This window comes from Kangiella spongicola (assembly GCF_003194565.2).
Taxonomy (GTDB): domain Bacteria; phylum Pseudomonadota; class Gammaproteobacteria; order Enterobacterales; family Kangiellaceae; genus Kangiella; species Kangiella spongicola.
Genome location: NZ_QICH01000003.1, coordinates 149,940 through 172,051, shown reverse-complemented (window position 1 = coordinate 172,051; position 22,112 = coordinate 149,940). Strand labels below are relative to the sequence as shown.

Annotated in this window: 18 protein-coding genes; 8 read left to right on the top strand and 10 right to left on the bottom strand. The window is 43.7% G+C overall.

Annotation, left to right across the window (positions count from 1 at the left end):
• Positions 1–242: 242 nt before the first annotated feature.
• The 8 genes from sucD to sdhC all read right to left on the bottom strand — a co-directional run bounded on the left by sucD (position 243) and on the right by sdhC (position 9,859).
• Entirely contained in the window at positions 243–1,115 is an 873-nt protein-coding gene (gene sucD, locus DL796_RS09690; protein ID WP_110201514.1) for a succinate--CoA ligase subunit alpha, read from the bottom strand.
• Complete coding sequence (gene sucC, locus DL796_RS09685) at positions 1,115–2,281, bottom strand: ADP-forming succinate--CoA ligase subunit beta (RefSeq protein WP_110201513.1); 1,167 nt, start codon at positions 2,279–2,281, stop codon at positions 1,115–1,117. Before sucC ends, sucD begins: the two co-directional genes overlap by 1 nt.
• 77 nt (positions 2,282–2,358) lie before the next feature.
• Positions 2,359–3,591, bottom strand: a complete 1,233-nt coding sequence (gene odhB, locus DL796_RS09680; protein ID WP_110201512.1) for a 2-oxoglutarate dehydrogenase complex dihydrolipoyllysine-residue succinyltransferase — start codon at positions 3,589–3,591, stop codon at positions 2,359–2,361.
• A 49-nt stretch (positions 3,592–3,640) separates the two neighbouring features.
• Positions 3,641–6,457 (bottom strand): 2-oxoglutarate dehydrogenase E1 component, encoded by a 2,817-nt coding sequence (locus DL796_RS09675; RefSeq protein WP_110201511.1) that lies wholly within the window; start codon positions 6,455–6,457, stop codon positions 3,641–3,643.
• Positions 6,458–6,643: 186 nt separating this feature from the next.
• Positions 6,644–7,342, bottom strand: a complete 699-nt coding sequence (locus tag DL796_RS09670; RefSeq protein WP_265090372.1) for a succinate dehydrogenase iron-sulfur subunit — start codon at positions 7,340–7,342, stop codon at positions 6,644–6,646.
• 31 nt (positions 7,343–7,373) lie between these two features.
• The gene (gene sdhA / locus DL796_RS09665) at positions 7,374–9,140 is read right to left on the bottom strand and encodes a succinate dehydrogenase flavoprotein subunit (RefSeq protein WP_110201509.1); all 1,767 of its coding nucleotides are present in this window, start codon (positions 9,138–9,140) and stop codon (positions 7,374–7,376) included.
• Between the two features lie 3 nt (positions 9,141–9,143).
• Positions 9,144–9,491, bottom strand: a complete 348-nt coding sequence (sdhD, locus tag DL796_RS09660) for a succinate dehydrogenase, hydrophobic membrane anchor protein (RefSeq protein WP_227593052.1) — start codon at positions 9,489–9,491, stop codon at positions 9,144–9,146.
• Complete coding sequence (sdhC, locus tag DL796_RS09655; protein WP_110201507.1) at positions 9,485–9,859, bottom strand: succinate dehydrogenase, cytochrome b556 subunit; 375 nt, start codon at positions 9,857–9,859, stop codon at positions 9,485–9,487. The genes sdhD and sdhC overlap by 7 nt, the downstream gene beginning before the upstream one ends.
• A gap of 344 nt (positions 9,860–10,203) precedes the next feature.
• On the opposite strand from sdhC, the gene gltA reads away from it, so the two are divergent.
• The 4 genes from gltA to DL796_RS09635 all read left to right on the top strand — a co-directional run bounded on the left by gltA (position 10,204) and on the right by DL796_RS09635 (position 17,616).
• Positions 10,204–11,499 carry a citrate synthase gene (gene gltA / locus DL796_RS09650; protein WP_110201506.1) on the top strand — a complete coding sequence of 432 codons (1,296 nt, stop codon included), beginning with the start codon at positions 10,204–10,206 and terminating at the stop codon, positions 11,497–11,499.
• 269 nt (positions 11,500–11,768) lie between these two features.
• Positions 11,769–12,854 (top strand): tryptophan 2,3-dioxygenase family protein, encoded by a 1,086-nt coding sequence (locus tag DL796_RS09645; protein ID WP_110201505.1) that lies wholly within the window; start codon positions 11,769–11,771, stop codon positions 12,852–12,854.
• A gap of 291 nt (positions 12,855–13,145) precedes the next feature.
• The gene (locus DL796_RS09640; protein ID WP_110201504.1) at positions 13,146–15,560 is read left to right on the top strand and encodes a sugar-transfer associated ATP-grasp domain-containing protein; all 2,415 of its coding nucleotides are present in this window, start codon (positions 13,146–13,148) and stop codon (positions 15,558–15,560) included.
• Entirely contained in the window at positions 15,541–17,616 is a 2,076-nt protein-coding gene (locus DL796_RS09635; protein WP_170114247.1) for a tetratricopeptide repeat protein, read from the top strand. Before DL796_RS09640 ends, DL796_RS09635 begins: the two co-directional genes overlap by 20 nt.
• 34 nt (positions 17,617–17,650) lie before the next feature.
• Here the strand turns inward: DL796_RS09635 and DL796_RS09630 are convergent, their stop codons facing one another.
• The gene (locus DL796_RS09630) at positions 17,651–18,160 is read right to left on the bottom strand and encodes a GAF domain-containing protein (protein ID WP_110201502.1); all 510 of its coding nucleotides are present in this window, start codon (positions 18,158–18,160) and stop codon (positions 17,651–17,653) included.
• Between the two features lie 203 nt (positions 18,161–18,363).
• Here DL796_RS09630 and DL796_RS09625 point away from each other — a divergent pair, with 203 nt between their 5' ends.
• The 4 genes from DL796_RS09625 (at position 18,364) to DL796_RS09610 (ending at position 21,578) form a co-directional block, all read left to right on the top strand.
• A complete protein-coding gene (locus DL796_RS09625; protein WP_110201501.1) occupies positions 18,364–18,561 on the top strand; it encodes a DUF1289 domain-containing protein in 198 nt (65 codons plus the stop codon).
• Between the two features lie 86 nt (positions 18,562–18,647).
• Positions 18,648–20,045: an asparagine--tRNA ligase gene (gene asnS / locus DL796_RS09620; RefSeq protein WP_110201500.1), complete on the top strand. Its 1,398-nt coding sequence runs from the start codon at positions 18,648–18,650 to the stop codon at positions 20,043–20,045.
• 97 nt (positions 20,046–20,142) lie between these two features.
• Positions 20,143–20,361 (top strand): CBU_0585 family protein, encoded by a 219-nt coding sequence (locus DL796_RS09615; RefSeq protein ID WP_110201499.1) that lies wholly within the window; start codon positions 20,143–20,145, stop codon positions 20,359–20,361.
• A gap of 38 nt (positions 20,362–20,399) precedes the next feature.
• Positions 20,400–21,578, top strand: a complete 1,179-nt coding sequence (locus tag DL796_RS09610) for a hypothetical protein (RefSeq protein ID WP_110201498.1) — start codon at positions 20,400–20,402, stop codon at positions 21,576–21,578.
• Here the strand turns inward: DL796_RS09610 and DL796_RS09605 are convergent.
• Positions 21,541–22,092: a nitroreductase family protein gene (locus DL796_RS09605; protein ID WP_110201497.1), complete on the bottom strand. Its 552-nt coding sequence runs from the start codon at positions 22,090–22,092 to the stop codon at positions 21,541–21,543. The genes DL796_RS09610 and DL796_RS09605 overlap by 38 nt on opposite strands.
• Positions 22,093–22,112 lie beyond the last annotated feature (20 nt).

Here is a 22,112-nt window from a genome sequence, read left to right as displayed (position 1 = left end):
TATTTGTAATACCCTGCTTTCTGCATGGTTGTTCGTTGGATTTACATAATGCCAAAATACCCTAAAGCATTAAAGCTCGATAAAGTATCTAACAAAGCTTTGTATCTGTATATAGACTAAATGTTAATAAATATGACACTCTTACAAAGCACTGACACCAATAATCTTACGAACAACAGTCGCATTTTATACAGGCAAAAAAAAGCCGCAGGCTAAGCTGCGGCTTTTCAGAACAGGAAAAATTACCAACCTGTCACTTCTTTCATTGCTGCGCCAATGTCAGCTAAAGAGCGAACGGTTTTAACACCTGCGTCTTCAAGAGCAGCAAACTTCTCAGCAGCTGTACCCTTACCACCAGCGATAATAGCGCCCGCGTGGCCCATACGCTTGCCTGGAGGTGCTGTAACACCGGCAATGTATGATACTACTGGCTTAGTGACGTTTTCTTTGATGTAAGCAGCCGCTTCTTCTTCAGCTGAACCACCGATTTCACCAATCATCACGATAGCTTCAGTCGCAGGATCTTTTTCGAACAATTCTAAAATGTCGATAAAGCTAGAACCTGGGATTGGATCACCACCGATACCAACACACGTCGACTGACCAAAGCCGTAATCAGTTGTTTGCTTAACCGCTTCGTACGTTAAAGTACCAGAACGCGAAACAATACCAACTTTACCTGGCTTATGGATGTGACCTGGCATAATACCAATCTTACTTTCGCCTGGAGTGATAACGCCTGGGCAGTTAGGGCCAATTAAACGCACGCCTAAACGGTCACATACGATTTTAGCTTCTAACATATCAAGAGTTGGAATACCTTCAGTAATACAGATAACTAGCTCGATACCAGCGTTTGCCGCTTCAAGGATAGAATCTTTACAGAAAGGAGCTGGAACATAGATAACCGACGCTTCTGCACCAGTTTTTTCTACAGCTTCAGCAACTGTGTTGAATACTGGTAAACCTAAGTGCGTTTGACCGCCTTTACCAGGAGTTACACCGCCAACCATGTTTGTGCCGTATTCGATCGCTTGCTCAGTGTGGAAAGTACCTTGTGAGCCAGTGATACCCTGACAAATAACTTTAGTGTCTTTAGTTAATAAAATACTCATTATTTGCCCTCCGCTGCAGCAACAACTTTTTTGGCTGCGTCAGTTAAGCTTTCTGCCGCGATAATATTCAAACCAGACTCAGCAAGAACTTTTGTACCTAACTCAGCGTTGTTACCTTCTAGGCGTACAACAACAGGGTCTTCGATACCAACTTCTTTAACCGCACCGATAATACCTTCAGCAATAAGGTCACAACGGACGATACCACCGAAAATGTTAACCAATACTGCTTTAACGTTGTCGTCTGAAAGGATAATTTTAAATGCTTCAGAAACACGCTCTTTAGTCGCACCGCCACCTACGTCTAGGAAGTTCGCTGGCTCACCACCGTGTAACTTAATGATGTCCATTGTTCCCATCGCAAGACCAGCACCGTTAACCATACAACCGATGTTGCCGTCTAACGCTACATAGTTAAGTTCAAACTTAGCTGCGTGCGCTTCACGCTCGTCTTCTTGCGAAGGATCGTGCATTTCCGACAATTGGTTGTGACGGTATAAAGCGTTGCCATCGATGTTAATTTTTGCATCTAAGCAGTGTAAGTCGCCATCTTCTTTAATAACTAGAGGGTTAATTTCAAGAAGAGCTAGATCCTTTTCAACGAACATTTTAGCTAGCTGGATGAAGATATGTGTAAATTGCTTTACTTGCTTACCTTCTAGACCTAATTTAAACGCTAACTCACGACCTTGGTATGGCTGAGGGCCTACTAATGGATCGATAGTCGCTTTAAGAATCTTTTCAGGAGTTTCTTCAGCAACAGTTTCGATCTCAACACCACCTTCTGTCGACGCCATGAAAACAACGCGACGTGTAGCACGGTCGATAACTGCGCCTAAGTAAAGTTCTTGTGCAATGTCTGTGCAAGACTCAACTAAGATTTTGCTAACAGGCTGACCATTAGCATCGGTTTGATAAGTTACTAAGTTTTTGCCTAACCACTGCTTAGCAAACTCTTTAACTTCTTCTTTAGTTTTAACAAGCTTTACACCACCTGCTTTACCACGGCCACCAGCGTGAACTTGAGCTTTTACAACCCACATGTCACCACCGATTTGACCAGCAGCTTCAAAAGCTGACTGAGGGTTATCGACTGCATAACCTTCAGATACTGGTAAACCGTATTCACGGAATAATTGTTTACCTTGATACTCGTGTAGGTTCATTTGATGTTCCTAATTTCACTTTAATAAAAAAACAAAATGCCGAACATTAAGTTCGGCATAAACTTGAAAATAAATGCTTAGACATCCAATAAGATGCGCGCAGGATCTTCAATAAACTCTTTGATAGTTTTCAAGAAGCCTACTGATTCACGGCCATCAATGATTCGATGGTCATACGATAGCGCCACATTCATCATAGGACGAATAACGATTTCGCCGTCAATGACAACTGGACGGTCTTCCATGCGATTCATACCCAAAATACCACTTTGTGGTGGGTTGATAATTGGTGTCGCCATTAACGAACCAAATACACCACCGTTAGAGATAGTAAAGGTACCGCCTGTCATCTCTTCGACAGTCAATTTGTTATCGCGAGCCTTTTGACCAAACTCACGAATTTTAGCTTCGATGTCAGCTAGGCTCATTGTGTCTGCATCACGCAAAACTGGGACAACCAGACCGCGTGGAGAAGAAACCGCCACACCGATATCGTAATAACCGTGATAAACAATATCATCACCGTCGATTGAAGCGTTAACTGCTGGGAAGCGTTTTAACGCTTCTACTGTAGCTTTTACGAAGAACGACATGAAACCAAGGCGTGTGCCATGTGTTTTCTCGAACTGCTCTTTGTAACGTGCACGTAATTCAACCACTTCTTTCATGTTGATGTCGTTGAAGGTCGTAAGTAGCGCTGCATTGTGCTGTGCTTCTACCAAGCGAGTAGCAATCATTTTACGCAAACGAGTCATTGGAACACGCTTTTCTTCACGTAAACCAGTAGAAACCGGTGCGTCGCTAGTCGATTTTGCAGCTGGAGCTGATTTCTTTCCGCCGTCTTTAATAAACTTCTCAACGTCTTCCTTGGTTAAACGACCACTTTTACCTGTCGCAGGAATATCGTTAGGGTTTAAGTTGTGCTCTGCCACTAAACGACGAACCGCTGGTGATAAAACGTCGCTATCTTTCGAAGACTCCGCTGAGTTATCAGCAGCCTTGTCGTCAGATTTAGGCGCTTCTTTTTTCTCTTCAGAAGAGTCATCGCTTGCTGCTGAAGCGTCGCCGCCAGCACCAGCTTCAAATTTGGCGATCGCTTCTTCTTGTAGAACCGTATCACCCTCATCTTTTAAGATTTCAGAAATAGCACCATCTTCAGGCGCAACAACTTCCAAAACAACTTTATCAGTCTCAATATCGACCAAGTTCTGATCACGAGATACCGCTTCACCCGGCTTAACGTGCCAAGTAGCAATGGTTGCATCCGCTACTGATTCAGGCAATACAGGAACTTTAATTTCGATAGCCATGTTTTAACCTTATACCTTTATTAAATTTTAAAACCGTTTTATGAAGCGTTTAGTCTAAACCTAACGCATCATTAATTAATTTCGCTTGCTGTTCGTTATGAATACTTGCATAACCAACCGCAGGAGCTGCTGAAGCCGCACGACCCGCGAAGATAACAGGCTCTTTCGACGGTACTGCATCATCTAAATTATGACGGCTGCAATACCAAGCGCCTTGGTTCTTCGGCTCTTCTTGACACCATACAAATGTATTCGCATTTTTATAGGTCTTAAGAATATTTTGCACTTCTTCATGCGGGAACGGATATAGTTGCTCGATTCGAACAATCGCCACATGGTCCAGCTTTTCATCACGACGCTTTTTCAATAGGTCATAATAAACTTTACCGGAACACATAACCACCCGCGCCACTTTCTTTTTATCGAATTGATCGATTTCGTCAATCGCATTTAAGAATTGGCCATTGGTCAGCTCTTCGATGCTCGATACAGCATCACGATGACGTAACAAGCTCTTAGGTGTCATAACAATCAATGGCTTACGAAGCTCGCGTACCATTTGACGACGAATCATGTGGAAGGCCTGTGCTGGCGTTGATGGCACTACTACCTGCATGTTTTGTTCAGCTGACAGTTGCAAGAAACGCTCTAAACGTGCCGAACTGTGCTCTGGACCTTGACCTTCATAGCCATGTGGCAAGAACAGTGTTAGACCCGATAAACGTCCCCACTTTTGTTCGCCTGAGCTGATAAATTGGTCGATAACAACCTGAGCACCATTTGCGAAGTCACCAAACTGGCCTTCCCAAATAACCATAGAATTTGGCTCGTTAGTCGAATAACCATACTCGAACGCCATAACCGCTTCTTCAGACAACACAGAATCAATAACCGTGAATAACGGCTGATCTTCTTTAATGTGTTGCAACGGTATGTAGACTTCTGCATCCTCTTGATCGTGCAATACAGCATGACGGTGGAAGAATGTTCCACGACCACTGTCTTGACCACAAAGACGAACTTCAAAGCCTTCATCAAGTAAAGTGGCATAAGCCAAAGTCTCGGCGAAACCCCAGTCCATTTTGACTTCGCCCTTAGCCATCTCTTTACGAGTAGCCATTAGCTTTTTCACTTGGCGCTGTAACGGTAAGTCTTCTGGGTAATCGCTAATACGCTCGGCCAATCTATCGAAAGCTTCCTTCGATATCGCCGTATTAGCAGGTGACTTCCAAGACTGTCCAACAAAAGGACTCCAATCAACGCTAAATTCATTTTTATAGGTCGGAATTCGGTTTAAAACCACCGAATCTCCCTTGTCTAGCAAGTCGCGATAGTCATCAACAAATTTCTTGGCTTTTTCTTTCGAAATGCTGCCTTCTGAAATTAACTGATCTTCATACACCTTACGCGTGGTTGGGTGCTTTTTAATTTTTTGGTACATAATTGGCTGAGTCGCATTCGGCTCATCAGCTTCGTTATGACCATGACGACGGTAACAAACTAAGTCAATTACCACGTCTTTCTTAAACTTGTTACGGAACTCAAGAGCTAAACGAGTCACGTATAAAACGGCTTCAGGATCGTCACCGTTAACATGGAAAACTGGTGCTTCGACCATTTTCGCAACGTCCGTACAGTAAGCTGTTGATCGGGTGTCGAAAATCTTTGAGGTTGTAAAGCCAACTTGGTTATTAATGACTAAGTGAACAGAACCACCAACATAGAAGCCACGAGCCTGTGACATGTTAAACAGTTCCATCACAACGCCCTGACCTGTAAACGCTGAGTCACCGTGAATTAACACAGGAACAACTTGCTCACAGTCGGTGTCGTTACGACGCTCTTGGCGCGCTCGAACAGAACCTAAAACAACAGGACTTACGATCTCTAAGTGTGACGGGTTAAAGGCTAGCGCCAAATGAACTGGGCCACCCTCTGTTTCCACATCGCTTGAATAACCCATGTGGTATTTAACGTCACCAGAATTACCCTCTTCGACCACTGCGTTCTTACCCGCAAATTCATCGAACAGGACTTCTGGTCGTTTACCCATCACGTTGACAAGCATGTTTAAACGACCACGGTGCGCCATACCGATGACGATTTCTTTAGTACCTTGCGTTCCCGCCTGATTAATAAAGTCACGCATCATCGGGATTAAACTGTCACCGCCTTCTAGCGAGAATCGCTTTGCACCCGGGAATTTAGAGCCTAAGTATTTCTCAAGACCTTCCGCCGCAGTCAAACCTTCAAGAATTTTCTCTTTAGTTTCGTTGCGGAACTTGTGTGAAGAGGATGCCGACTCAAGTTTTTCTTGAATCCAACGGCGCTCTTCAAGGTCGTTGATGTGTAGGAATTCAGCACCAATTGAACCGCAATAAGTCGATTCTAAACGCTCAACAATTTCCTTTAAGGACTGTTGCTCTGGACCGGCTAAATTACCTACATGGAATTTTTTATTCGGGTCAACGTCGCCTAAGTCGTATGCTTCTAGACTTAAATCTGTTGGGTAAGGGTGTTTCCACAATCCAAGTGGATCGATTTTTGCGTGGTGATGACCACGAGCTCGATAAGACTCAATAAGATGGAGAACTTTGACCTGCTTTGGGTCAGCAGCTGCATCGCCACCTTGACTGAAAGCCAATTTCTGACGATTTAATCCGATTTGCCGAAAATGTTCACGAATCGCACCATGTGGCACTTCTGTTTTTTCGTTTACCTTTTCATACTCATCGAATTTTTCTCGCCATTCGGCATCGACTGATTGAGGATCTTCAAGATATTGTTCGTAAAGTTCTTCTAAATAGGCGGCGCTACCTCCTGAAAGGTAGGCACTAGCAAACATTGCCTCTAAGCCGTTTTTCATTTTAATTTAACACCACTTCTCGGTATTTGTATCGCTATGATAACCAAAAATCGCAACCCTTAACACAGTTAAGCCTCGATTTTACGAAGCCTAACTGTTAGAGATGCGATTTACGCGTTGTTCAATGTGCTACTAATACAGCAACCTTATTCAACGTTTTGGCTAATCACTATTAGATATTGCTAATTATACACCACTTTTCAGCAACATAGAACGTATATGACCAATTGCTTTAGTTGGGTTTAGACCTTTTGGACAAACATCAACACAATTCATGATACCGCGACAACGGAATACGCTGTAAGCATCATCTAAATCAGCCAAACGCTCTTCTGTATGCGTGTCGCGGCTATCCACTAAGAAGCGGTAAGCCTGCAACAATCCTGATGGACCAACGAACTTATCAGGGTTCCACCAGAACGAAGGACAAGCAGTTGAACAGCAAGCACATAAAATACACTCGTATAAACCATCAAGCTTTTCACGGTCTTCTGGAGACTGTAAACGCTCTTTAGCTGGAGTTTCAGTGTCTGCGATTAAGTATGGTTTGATCTTTTCATACTGCTTATAGAACTGAGCCATATCCACGACTAAGTCACGAATCACTGGTAAGCCTGGTAATGGACGAATAACTACTGGAGATTTCAAACTTGAAACCGCAGTAATACACGCTAAGCCGTTTTTACCATTGATGTTAAGACCGTCAGATCCACAAACACCTTCACGACACGAGCGTCTAAATGATAAAGTAGGATCTTGTTCTTTCAGATCTACCAATACGTCTAGCAACATTTTGTCAGAACCTTCAGCAATATCGATATCGAACTCTTGCATGTAAGGTTTCTTGTCCGTTTCAGGGTTATAACGGTAAATTTTAAATTTCATAATTATACTCTTTATGCTTTGCCGTTACGGATTAATAAGTACGAGCTTTCGGCGGGAAAGCATCAACTTTTTCAGGGTGCATATTAACGTCACGAGTACCCATTTCTTCAGTTTCTGGATAGAAAACAGAGTGTACTAACCAGTTTTCATCATCACGATCTGGGAAATCTTCACGACTGTGCGCACCACGGCTTTCTGTACGGAAGTCCGCAGCCATAGCAGTAGCGTAAGCAACTTCCATCAAGTTCTCAAGCTCAAGACACTCGACGCGCTCTGTGTTAAAGCCTTTCGACTTATCTTTCAACACAGCATTTTTCATGCGCTCACGAAGTTTCTTAACTTTCTCAAGACCTTCTTTCATCAAGTCGCCAGTACGGAATACGCCGAAGTGGTTTTGCATCGTTTGCTGAAGTTCTTTACGCAATTCAGCAACACTCTCACCTTCGCTCGACTCTTCCCAACGCTTATAACGCGCCATAGAACGCTCAGCGTCTGAATCATTGAACTCAGAAAACGGAAGCTCACCTTCGCGTAACGACTCTTCAAGGTGTAAACCAGCGGCACGACCGAATACAACCAAGTCAAGCAACGAGTTACCACCAAGACGGTTTGCACCGTGAACCGATACACAAGCAACTTCACCGACCGCGTAGAAACCTTTAACGATACGCTCTTCGCCATTCGGATCACGGTCAATTACTTGACCAAATTTGTTGGTTGGAATACCACCCATCATGTAGTGACAGGTTGGAACCACTGGGATTGGATCTTTAGCAGGATCGACGTGAGCAAAAATTTTAGAAAGCTCACTAATACCTGGTAGACGCTTATTAAGAACTTCCTGACCTAAGTGATCAAGCTTCAAGAATACGTGGTCGCCCTCTTCACCAGCACCACGACCAGCAAGAATTTCTTTCATCATCGAGCGTGCAACAACGTCACGCGATGCTAAGTCTTTGGCGTTTGGCGCATAACGCTCCATGAAGCGTTCGCCATCTTTATTGATAAGATAACCACCTTCACCACGACAACCTTCTGTCACCAATACACCTGCGCCAGCGATACCCGTTGGGTGGAACTGCCACATTTCGATGTCTTGTACCGGTAATCCAGCACGTAACGCCATACCAACACCGTCACCAGTGTTAATCAATGCGTTAGTAGTCGATGCGTAGATACGACCCGAGCCGCCCGTTGCGAAAACTGTTGCACGCGACTTAAACAAGGCTACTTCGCCAGTTTCAATCGACATCGCAGTAACACCGCAAACATCACCTTCTTCATTACGAACGATATCCATCGCATACCATTCATTGAAGAATTCAGTCTGCGCAGCTAAGTTCGCTTGATATAAGGTGTGTAGAAGCGCGTGGCCTGTACGGTCAGCGGCAGCAGCAGTACGCGCAGCTTGCTCGCCACCGAACTCTTTAGACTGGCCACCGAAAGGACGTTGATAAATTTTACCGTTATCCAGACGTGAGAACGGCAAGCCCATGTGCTCCAGCTCATATACGGCTGCTGGACCATTTTCACACATGTACTCAATCGCATCTTGGTCACCGATATAGTCCGAACCTTTTACGGTATCGAACATGTGCCAGCGCCAATCGTCTGGGTGAGAGTTACCGAGCGCTACTGTAATACCGCCTTGAGCAGATACTGTGTGCGAACGGGTTGGGAATACTTTTGAGATTAATGCTACCTTTTGACCGCTTTTAGCAAGTTGTAGCGAGGCACGCATACCAGCGCCACCGCCCCCTACAATTACGGCATCAAAAGTGTACGTAGGTATAGACATGCTTTATAAGCTCCACAATATCTGGATGCCCCACACGAGGAGTGAAAGACAAATCACAATAACAATCGCTTGGAAAGCGACACGAATGCTCACTTTAGGCATATAGTCCGTAGAAACAATCCATAGGCCAATCCAAGCGTGCATAACCACTGATAACAGAGTTAAGAACGAGAATACCTTCATAAAGGTGCTCGCGAACAATCCCTGCCACGCAGCAAACGTAATTTCTGGTGTTGTTGCAAAGAAGTAGCCTAAGTAAACCACATAGGCCAACATGATTACCGCAGATAGGCGTTGCAACACCCAATCGTGTAGACCTGAACGGCCTAAGCTAGTGACGGTAGTTACCATACCCACACTCCTAATAATACTGCTGAGATAGCTGAAAGGATGATGACACTCCAGGCGCTTACGCGACCGCCTTTAAGCGTTTCTCCGATCCCCATATCCATTAACAAGTGACGAACACCTGCGAATACATGGTAAACAACCGAAGTTAAGATAGCCCAAAGGATGAATTGCCAAAGGAATGACTCAGTGAACATCGCATGTAGCTCGGCGTGGCCAGCGCTATCAAACGACTTTTGCAGCATCCAAAGAAGGATTGGCATAGCAATGAATAGAACAACACCTGTAATACGATGCAAGATTGATGATATTGCAGGTATAGGTTGTCTTACCGTAGTAAGATCTAAGTTTTTTGGTCTCTTTTTAATCACAACGTATCTTTACAAATTATTGCCTTGGTCGAAGAAGGCATGAGTTTATGCTTTCGCCAGGATTTCTACAATAGCAATGTATGTTCGACCCAGAAATACAAATAGCCTGACGAACTCCCCAGTGATACATATTTCAGGGGGAAATTATATAAGTGCTTACCACCGATTACAATTAATTCCCTTGCCTATTTTCATTTGGTGGTTAAAACTTAAGCTTATCTACAAAAAGACATAAAATTAATTTATGAAATTTATTCAAAATTTTGTAGAATGTGTGGCCTTCTTACTCTTAAACACAGCTTTTAGATTAAAAAGTAAGCAATTTATTGTCCCGAGGAGACTATATGTCGGATAAAACAGCTAAACTTAGCCTACCAAATGGCGAAGAACTCACCCTAGACGTGCTATCACCAAGTCTAGGTAAAGACGTTGTCGCCGTTGGTGCATTAGGGAAAGCGGGTTATTTCACCTACGACCCTGGCTATGTATCTACTGGTGCTTGTGAATCGAAGATCACTTATATTGATGGCGCCAAAGGACAGCTACTTTATCGCGGTTATCCGATCGAACAGTTAGCGGATAACTCAAATTTTGAAGAAGTTGCCTATTTATTACTAAATGGGGAGCTACCAAATAAAGAGCAGTACCAAAAATTCGTAGCAAAAATTAACAACCACACCATGGTTCACGAGCAAATGATGAGCTTCTTTAACGGTTTCCGCCGTGACGCTCACCCAATGGCTATCATGGTTTCTGTCGTTGGAGCTTTATCAGCGTTTTATCACGACTCGTTGGATATTAATAATCCGCAACATCGTGACATCAGCGCACTTCGTTTAATTTCTAAAGTGCCAACTATCGCTGCAATGTGCTATCGCTATTCAGTAGGCCACCCGTTCGTTTATCCAAACAACGATATGAGCCTTGCTGAAAATTTCTTGAACATGATGTTCAGCATGCCTTCAGAGAAGGACTGGAAGCCAGATCCAATCTTAGTGAAAGCTATGGATCGCATCTTCATCCTACACGCAGACCACGAGCAAAACGCTTCAACGTCTACAGTACGTTTAGCTGGCTCATCAGGCGCTAACCCATTTGCAGCTATCGCATCGGGTATTGCTTGTCTATGGGGTCCTGCTCACGGCGGTGCTAACGAAGCATGTTTGAACATGTTGCGTGAAATCGGTGATGTGAAAAACATCCCTGAATACGTAGCACGCGCTAAAGATAAAAACGATCCATTCCGCTTAATGGGCTTTGGTCACCGTGTTTACAAAAACTTCGACCCACGTGCTAAAGTTATGCGTGAAAGTGCTCACGAAGTATTAGAGCTACTAGGTAAGCAAGACGATCCAACGTTCAAGGTTGCTCTAGAGCTAGAAAAAATGGCGTTAGAAGATCCGTACTTCGTGGAGAAGAAGCTTTATCCGAACGTAGATTTCTACTCAGGCGTTATTCTTGATGCTATCGGTATCCCAACCAACATGTTCACAGTAATCTTCGCATTATCGCGTACAGTCGGCTGGGTATCTCAGTGGAATGAAATGATGGGCGAATCTAGCCGTAAAATCGGTCGACCTCGCCAGTTATACACGGGTGAGAAAGAACGTGATTATGTCGATATTCAAGAAAGAAAATAAGCGAAAACTTTAGCTTAAAAAAGTTAAAATCTTTGCTGACATTATTTTTTTGAAGTGTCTATAATCGGAAAGGAGTGGTGTAAAAGCCACTCCTTTTTTTGTTTTAAGGCGCAATCATCAGCGCTGCTTTGTTAATGATTAATTTTTTAATCCTCATTTAGTTAACTAAACTCCGTTTAAAAAATTAGCCATTGCCTCGCCGCACTTTAGCTTGCACCTTAAAACACAACATTAGAATGCTAAACAAACAAAATATATGCTGGTGGACTATGCAGAAGAACGTTAAACCTTGTTACTATCCCGATTATCTACAGCTGGATAAGCTGCTAGATGCTCAACACCCAGAAAGCAAAAAATACGGGGCAGAGGCACACGATGAAACCTTATTCATCATTGTGCACCAAGCTTATGAGCTCTGGTTCAAACAAGTTTTACACGAGATCCATGCTATTTTGCCGACATTGTCTCAAGAACACGTCGACGAAGATAAATTAAGTACGGTTAATCTTCGTATTGAGCGTATTCATCGCATCCAAGACGTTTTGGTTGATCAGATTGACATCCTAGAAACCATGACGCCGCTCGACTTTCTAGACTTCCGTGATTACCTGATCCCAGCTTCTGGTTTCCAAAGTATTCAATTTAAAGAAATTGAAATCTTATTAGGACTAAAGTCTGAGTTCCGCATTAATTTCGATAAAAAATCTTTCTATAACCGCCTTAACGAAAAAGACCGCAACTATTTATTGAACCTTGAAGAGCAACCGAGCTTGTTTGATGCTGTCGAAAGCTGGCTCGAACGCATGCCTTTCTTGGAGTTTGGCGATTTTAAGTTCTGGGAAAAGTACAAACAGGCGGTAGAAGATATGTTGGCGCACGATGAGCAAGTCATCAAAGAAGCTGACTATTTAACAGATGCTGAAAAAACATTCCAGCTTAATGATTTAGCAAATACACACGCTAACTTCGACGCCTTATTCGATAAGGACAAATACCAAGAATTAAAGCAACAGGGCCGCTTCCGCTTGAGCCAAGAAGCGACTTTAAGTGCCCTTTTCATCAACCTTTATCGTGAACAACCAATGCTCAACTCACCTTTTAGATTGCTACAAGGCTTGATCGATATTGATGAGAAGTTCACGACATGGCGCTATCGCCACACAACTATGGTTCACCGTATGTTAGGAACCAAAATTGGTACAGGTGGCTCATCGGGGCATGATTACTTAAAGCAAACGACTCAAAATAATCGTTTCTTCAGAGATTTGTTTAATCTGACAACCTTCTTAATACCTCGCTCGTCATTACCAGAGCTACCTCCAGAAGTTGTCAAAGCCGTCAACTTCCACCTGTAAGACACAGAAAACTCACTGGTAGAGCAATTAACAGACTGCTCTACCAGTGAACATCAGCCCTACTGCAAAATCTTCTTCTATAATTTATTGCCAAGAGTCTATTAATAGGCTTATATACAGCTGAACCTTTAAAATTTTAACTTTATTTACGCTTTTTAACTTGTGAGGCTTTTCACACCCATAAAGCACTTTTGCTATACAATTGCTACACTTTATCAATCAATGGCTTATTAGTCTCTAACTAAGCTGTACGTCGTTATTATTTATTGCGCAGGAAATATTCGTATAAATATGCTAAAAAAATTGAATAAACCGTCTGTTTGGTTCGCCCTAGTAGGTTTGACCTTACTGACGTTACATATTTGGCTACAGCCTTCCCATGTGAAGCAACTTGGGGCTGAATTGCTGCACCGTTATTCTTTAACCATGACGTTTGATGCCGGCAACGAAGATATTGTTAATCGTACCTATTTACCTTTGACCAATGATCGCCAAGAAGTGATTAACGAGTCGTTGCAATCGGGAACCCTAGAGTTCACGAATAATGAATCGCTGGTCGGTCGCCAAGGTGTTTGGACAGGTTTTTCGACCACACCAATCCGCTACAGTGCAATCATCTCGTCGCGTGAGCAAAAATACGAAATCGATCCGGAACTCGATATTCCAACCGACTACCCTCCTCACCTTAAGCGCTGGCTTGAGCCAACTGATGTGATTCAGGTTAACGATCCCCGGATTCTTGAGCTTTGGATGAATATCCAGCCGAAAGAACGTAAATTGTTATCTACGCTAAGAGCTATTCACGATTACACTTATAACGAAATCGAAGGCGCGCCTTTTAAAGGGACCACAGATGCCATTACAACCATGGTTCTAAAGCGGGCTAGCTGTAACGGTAAAAGTCGACTATTCGCGGCATTAGCACGTTTAAATGGGATTCCAACGCGATTGGTTGGTGGCGTCATTCTCGAAACATCTAAGAAGAAAACCTCGCATCAGTGGGTAGAAGCTTATGTGCAGGGACACTGGGTTCCTTTTGATCCTTTGAACGATCACTTTGCCAAAATACCACATCATTACCTTGAGCTTTATATTGATGATCAAGCGTTGTTCAGTCATACCCGAAACATCAACTTTGACTACATATTCGATATCAAGCGTGAACACATCGCCGCCCCACTGCTTCGCTTTGATAATGATGAAGGTGCATTTTTTAACGCTGCTTCGTTACTGGCAAAACTCGGGATCGAGAATAAAACAGCAGGAATTTTCTTACTGTTCCCGTTCGTCGCATTTTTAATTTCTTTTGCGCGGAATGTCTTAGGTCTCAAAACCTTCGGTATTTTCATGCCAATGCTAGTATCCGCCGCTTGTGTTTACACCGGTTTTTGGATGGGTCTTGCTGGCTTTATCGGGGTGTTGTTAACGGCTTGGTTGGGTCAGCTGTATTTCGACAAGCATAAGCTACTAAAAATCCCGCGTTTAGCCGCCATTATTACCTTAAACACTATTTTGTTTATCGGTATCTTTATGGTGCTCGGTGAACAAACACCATTACAAATGGGGATGATGACACTATTCCCTGTAGTTATTATTTCGTTTATCGCAGAGCGCTTAAGCAACATGACGCAAGACAATAACTGGCGAGAACTTATCCTAACCAGTCTTGGTAGTGTGGCTATGATTGCTGTGTGCTACTTAGCTTTCTCATCCATTACTTTGCAAAGTTTCTTTGCCCTATTCCCAGAAACCTTGCTGCTAGTAATGGCTGCGCAAATCTTTATCGGCCAATGGACAGGGTTGCGTATCTCTGAGCTTTTCCGCTTTAAAAATATTAATAAGCAAAACAATACCATGGGGATCAACCAGCGTAATCGCGACTACGTCTACAAACTAAATGACCGTAAATTACTACAGCTAGCTATTGATAAAATTGAAACGAAAAAAGTCTTACTGCAACACGGCGTTCCAGTGCCACAAACATTAGACGCTTGCGATAGTTTTAGACATTTGGATGAATTCGTTGAGCATCTGCGAGACTTTAATAGCTTCGTAGTAAAGCCTAATCGCGGTTCCCAAGGTAACGGCATCTTGGTGATAGTTGAGAATGATAACGGTACCTTTGTTACTGCATCAGGTAAACGCTTGAGCCTATTAGATATTCGCTATCATGTCTCTGAAATTATTACGGGTAACTTTGCCCAAGACGGACAGCCTGATACCGCTTATATAGAGCCACTACTGATTGAGCATCATGGCATTTCTAAAATTGCCAACCTTGGTCTGAGTGATATCCGCGTGATTTTGTGTAATCAGGAAATCATCAGCTGTATGCTTCGAGTTCCGACAAAATTGTCCGAAGGTAAAGCGAATCTACATCAAGGCGCTATTGGCCTCAGTGTAGATATTGAAACCGGTTTGACCACAAAATGTAGTTTCAAAGGCAAAGAGCTGCAAGAACACCCCGATACCGGCTTTAATATTGTCGGTGTGCAGGTTCCATTCTGGAATAAAATTAAGCAAATAGCAGAAAACTCCCAAAAAGCGATCCCGCTTGGCTATATCGGTGTGGATATCTGTATTGACGAAAAACTGGGGCCAATGGTGCTAGAAGTTAATGGTCGCCCTGGCCTCGAAATTCAGAACGTTCAACACAAAGGTTTTTCTGGAGAAATGGAGACGGCACGTGACAACACCAAAATATAATAAAGGGCTGTCGGCACCTGCTTTGTGTGCGATTGCTCTAGTTTTAACAGTAATTTTGCTAATTGTTGAGCACGCTCAAAGAGAAGTAATCAATGATGGTACCTTAATACAAATCGATGTTGACGATAGTCCGAGTGAAAGCGTCGATTCGGGTAGCGATGACGACGAATTTGATATTCCGAAGTCAGTGCCAGAAGGTCAACCTAATGGTGAAATCACTAATGAAGTTATCAAAGATACAGTACTCGCTTTGTCAGATTACGACTTCTCGAAGAAAGTATTGTGGCGTATTCATCGTCTCGAGCCCCTAAAAGGCTTTAGTGAAGCGGACAAAAACGAAATTCTATTTAGGGCTGCTGTACAGCTATTTTCTAATGGTGAATACAAAAAAGCACACACACTAATTGGTAAATTACCTCGAGCAATGCGCCATAAGGAGCGTCCAGGTTTTTACTATGCCCTAGCGCTAAGCAAGGATAACGAGATTGATCGCGCTATACGCGCCTACCAAGGACAGTTAGAGCGCTTCCCTCACCATCAAGCAAGCGCTATTAATTATGGCCTATTGCTGCATGATGCGAAGCAATATGAAAAAGCCGTAAAAGCTTTTAAATATGCAGTGAACACCACCAGTGGTCGTCGCAAGGCGAAGTCTTACCGTAACTTAGGTAAAGCCTATTTCGAGCTTGGCGAGTATGACAAAGCCGCCAAACGCTTTAAAAAAGCCATTGAGTATCAGCCAACTAACAGTACCAGTTGGCTACACCTAGCCGAAGCACAACAGAAACTTCCAAAGTTTTCACAAAAAGAAGTTCTGGAAACCTATCGCAAAGCATCATCTTTAGCACCAAACCGCTATACGCCGGCCCTAAAGCGCGCTAACTATTTGTTTTCGCAGCTACTTTTTGCTGAAGCGGAAGATGGCTATGCTGAAGCCCGTAAGCGTTCGAGTGGTATTGTCGACACTATTTTAATGCAAAGCATTAATTACCTCGCCGCCGGTAATCTTGATAAAGCAAAAAAGACAGCGAGCTCGGCCAAACAACCGAGTGATGATCAAGAGCTTCTGCTAAATTTAATCATTGCACTTAGTGATCAAGACTACAACAAAGCAGCAGAAGTCGTGAAAGCGATAGACAAGGAAAAGCGCTTTGACAACAAAAACTTGTACCACTATTTACGTTTAAAACTAGCCGTAATTAGTAAAGATGAGCAATATATAAAAGCGTTTAATAAAGACTTGTTCGAAGATTCAATCGTCGGTTGGCCGAGTCAGCTCGAATATGCACGCGCCCTTTTGCTGCTTGAGCAATACGAGGAAGCTCAGCAAATTGCAGCCACACTCGCTGAAAAGCTACCTAATAGCGCAGAAGCACATCTCATCAACGGTCAGCTACAACTGCACAATGGGCAAGAACTTCCTGGCTTTAATAGTCTTAAACATGCTTTTAACATTTACCCTGAAAGCCGTCGCGTTGCGTTTATCTACGCGCACGAAAACTTTAAGTTTGAGCGCTATAAAGAAAGTATCAAGATCATCAATAGCTTATTGAAAAACCACCCTAAGGATATTGAAGCACTTGAGTTAAAAGCGCAGGCACATCATGCCATCGGTGAAAACGACTTAGCGAGAGCGGCGTACACAGAAGCCTTTGAGCTCGACGAGAAGAACATTCACTCCATTTACGCTCTAGCCAAGCTTGAGTCAGATTTGGGCAATAAGCAACAAAGCTTAACGGTACTCAAAGACTTGCTCGATCGTGATAGTTCCTATATCGCTGCACGAGAGCTAAAAGCAAAGATTTTGTGTGAGCAACGCCGATTTGCGGAATGTTTAAGCGAAGCCGATAAGATTCTTGGCCTCGATAAGGACAACGAAAAGGCGAAAGCCCTACTCGAGAAGCATCAGGATAAGCGAGAAATCGCTACTGACAGCGAAGATTCTGATTCAGAAAAAGAGCGAGCCGAGATGGATGCGGATAAAGCTGATAAAGGCGCTAAGGCTAAGAGTAAGAAATCATCCGATAAAAAAACCACTAAAAAAGACGACTCCTAGTCGTCTTTTTAATATCCGGCGAAATTAGCAAAGATTACAAGTCACTTTTTTCAAGAAATACTCGCGCCAAGGACTCGAAACCTTGTGCATCTTCTTCATCAAAGCGGTTACTGATAGGACTATCAATATCCAACACCCCTTTCACTTCCTCGTTAACCAGCAATGGCACCACCACCTCGCTCAACGAAGCAGCATCACAAGCGATGTGACCTTCAAAGGCATTAACATCTTCAACCAGCTGTGTTTGCTGAGTTTCTGCGGCAGTTCCGCAAACTCCACGTCCGAAAGGAATGTGTACACATGCCACCTTGCCCTGATAAGGCCCTAAGATTAAATGTTCAGCCTTCTCTGGATTCGTCACATAAAAACCCGCCCAGTTCAGATCTGGGATCATCTGGAAGATAAAAGCTGAGGTTTGCGCCATATTAGTTACTACATTGCGATCTTCGCCAAGCAGTGCGCCCAACTGGAGTGCTAACTGACGATAATATTCAGGTTTATTCTTGCGATATTCCGCAACTTGATTCGGGTCGAGCTCAAACATAACGGTTTAGACGTATAAATGGATATAGCGAGCACAATAGCTTACAGCCAAGGGCTTGACAAGAGTATTTTTGTTAGGGCTTATGTCTTAATCATATAACAATATATTGTGGTAATTCTCAGCTTTTACCACTAGCCATGCAGTGTTACACGCGGTAACATAAGCAAGGTATAAAACCCTTCAAGTTTCAGGAGAAAGTAAGCGTGTCAATTTCTAGCAAAGGTAAACGTAGCCCAACCGCGTCCCCTTGTATCGGTACCTGTAGCACTGTGTTGGGTGACGAAGTCTGTCGCGGTTGCGGCCGAACTTTCGATGAAGTCCTAAATTGGCATAGTTTTAGTGATAATGAAAAAAAAGCCGTCAATTTTCGACTAAAAATGGAAGGTAAATTAAAGTTCTAATACAATACCTCATCTTTTTGTAAGTGATTTTATACTTATTAAACATAAACATCATAATTCAATAAGCCGAAACGGAGCTTAACACTATGTTAGTAACTATTGTCGATGCCCTAGCGGGTAAACCAGGCATTGGTGAAGAAGTCACCGTCCAAGGGTGGGTTCGCAATCGCCGTGACTCGAAAGCTGGATTGTCATTCCTAAATGTACACGATGGCAGCTGTTTTAATCCAATCCAAGCCGTAGCCGACAATAATCTAGAGAATTACAATTCTGAAGTGGTTAAGCTTACCGCCGGTTGCGCTGTAAAAGTCACAGGTACTTTGGTCGAATCTCAAGGTAAAGGCCAGGACTATGAAATCCAAGCCACTTCGGTAGAAGTTATGGGTTGGGTTGACGATCCGGACACATACCCAATGCAGCCAAAGCGCCACAGCATGGAGTTTTTACGCGACAACGCACACTTACGCCCTCGCACCAACATTACTGGCGCCGTAACCCGTGTTCGTAACTCTATCGCGCAGGCTATTCACCGCTATTTCCATGAGCATGGCTTTAACTGGATCCATACGCCAATCATCACAGCCTCTGACGCTGAAGGTGCTGGCGAGATGTTCCGCGTAAGCACGCTAGACATGATGAACCTGCCGAAAGATGACAAAGGTAACATTGATTACAGCAAAGATTTCTTTGGCTCTGAGTCTTTCTTAACGGTTTCTGGTCAGCTAAACGTCGAAGCTTACGCCATGGCCATGTCTAAGGTTTATACCTTTGGCCCGACATTCCGTGCGGAAAACTCGCACACCAGCCGCCACTTAGCGGAGTTCTGGATGGTTGAACCAGAAATCGCGTTTGCCGACTTAAATGACAACGCAGACTTAGCTGAAGACATGATGCGCTACGTTTTCGAAGCGGTATTGAACGAGCGTCAAGATGACATGGAATTTTTCCAACAACGGGTCGATAGCGAATGTATCAACCGTCTACGCAATGTCATCGACAACAAGTTCGAGCGCATGGACTACACAGACGTTATCGAGATACTGAAAAAGTCTGACAAGAAGTTTGAATACCCAGTTGAGTGGGGAATCGACTTACAGTCTGAGCATGAGCGTTATATCGCCGAAGAGCACGTTGGTCGCCCGACAGTTGTCATGAACTACCCGAAAGACATCAAAGCCTTCTACATGCGCCTTAACGACGACGAGAAAACCGTTGCTGCAATGGATGTTCTAGCACCAGGCATTGGTGAAATCATTGGTGGCGCACAACGTGAAGAGCGTCTAGACGTGCTTGATAAACGTATCGCCGAGATGGGCTTACCGGCTGAACACTACTGGTGGTACCGCGACTTACGTCGTTACGGTACAGTGCCACACGCAGGTTTCGGCCTAGGCTTCGACCGCTGTGTATCATACGTCACAGGCGTATCCAACATCCGCGACGTCATACCGTTCCCACGTGTACCGAACAACGTGAAGTTTTAGTCAAAAACTTAGACTGAACAATTAAAGGCTGCAATTTTTGCAGCCTTTTTTATATGCTGATATAGTCAACTCAGCAATACACTGTGAGGATCATGGCATGAGTAAAGACAGTAAAGATAACGACAATAAAAAACAGAAAGTGACTAAGTCTGGCTACAAAAGCGAGATCACTAACTTCCTAGAAGAGTTGGATGAAACCATTAACCCTGACTCCCCTGCTCGTCAAGCTGAGCGTAAGAAGTATGAAGAAATTAACGCAAAGCGCGACAATCCAGATTACGAAGAAAAAGAATCTAAGCTCTGGAAAGGTTTTTAACCCCAAAAGCTATCTATAAATTTTAGTAGGAATTAGCCATGCGGACACTGTTTGTAGCACTTACCATACTATTCACTAGCCACGTCTCAATCGCCTCTATCGACATCACAGTAGAGGAAATCAGACTGTATAAAGCCGATGACGTAATCCCCGAAATCGTGAATCGCTACGACAGTACTGTGAATAGTTTCATAACCGATTACCGCAACGCGGACAGTTTCGAAGCAGCTAAAAAAATCACACAAAAGCACTCCCAAGCCTTATGGACAACAGCCACTAAAGACTTACAGCAAACCCCATCAAGCTTTGACGATCGTCCGCTTTATTGGGCACGCCTTAAAATGTCTAAAGCTGTGCACTTAGGCAAAAGTGGTCAGTCTTTCAGTCGCGACCAAATCAACCAATTGGTAGCGATAATCGACCAAGCTTCGCGTGGTTATTCCGACATTAATTTCAAAGCAGACTCTGATATTAAAATCCTAATTACCGGCTTCGATCCGTTTTTGCTTGATCGCAACATTAAGCAAAGCAACCCATCTGGCGTAGCTGCTTTATGGCTAGATAATAAAATTATCGAAAAAGATGGCAAGACCATCGAAATCCAAGCTGCCATGTTTCCCGTAAAATACCAAGACTTCGATGACGGCATCGTCGAAAAAGTTACAGAACCATTCCTTAAAAACAACTCTATCGACATGCTAGCCACCATAAGCATGGGACGCGAACACTTCGATCTAGAGCACTTTCCAGGGCGCAGACGCTCAGCCTCAGCCCCAGGAAACAACAATATGCACTCAGGTGGCTCTCGTACAAACCCAGTCATACCAAAGCTAGGAAATAAGCCACTCCAAGGCCCTGAGTTTGTCGAATACACCCTACCCTATGAAGCCATGATGCAAACCAAGGGTAAGTATAAGATTAACGACCGTCGCCAAGTGACCACGCTAGATAAAACCTTTAATCCCGATAGTCTACAAGAGCTAGAAGGCGCTATCGCAGTCGAGGGCGGCGGTGGCGGTTACCTATCGAATGAAATCTCCTACCGCACCGTATTACTAGGCAATAAACTAGGCACAACAGTACCCACGGGGCATATTCATGCCCCGCGGATAAAAAGCTTTGATAAAGAAGTGATTCAAGAAATCGTAGAACAGATACAAAGGATGTTGGTTAATGGTGTTAGCCCCACCTCACAAAGTCCTCAACCTCAGGAATAGGCTTCGCTTTAAGCTCTGTCGATGGCGTGCCAAGGTAAATAAAGCCAACAATGGTATCTTCGAAGTCTAAACCTAGTGGCTCTTTCATATAATCATTAAATGCCAAGCTTCCTGTGCGCCAATAAGCGCCATAGCCTAAATCGAAAGCACCTAGAATAAGGTTTTGCACGCCAGCGCCCGCTGACAAGATTTCTTCCACGTGTGGCACCTTCGGATGATTCTTCGCTTTAGCCACCGCCACGACCACCATAGGCGCCCTATGAGGCTTCTTCTTAAGCTTTTCCTGCTTCTCCACGTCCAAATCAGGATCATCTTTCAAAGCAGCCTGCAGCATATAGCTACCGAAGCGATCTAACGCCTCCTCGCCCTCAAAAACAATATATTGCCAAGGTTTTAACCCCTTGTGATCAGGGGCTCTAAGAGCCGCTTTCAACATTAACTCCAAATGGTTTCTCGACGGAGCTGGCGCCTCCAAGCGACCACACGAAACACGGTTAATAATAGAATTTATCATTGTAAATGATTCTCAGTTAT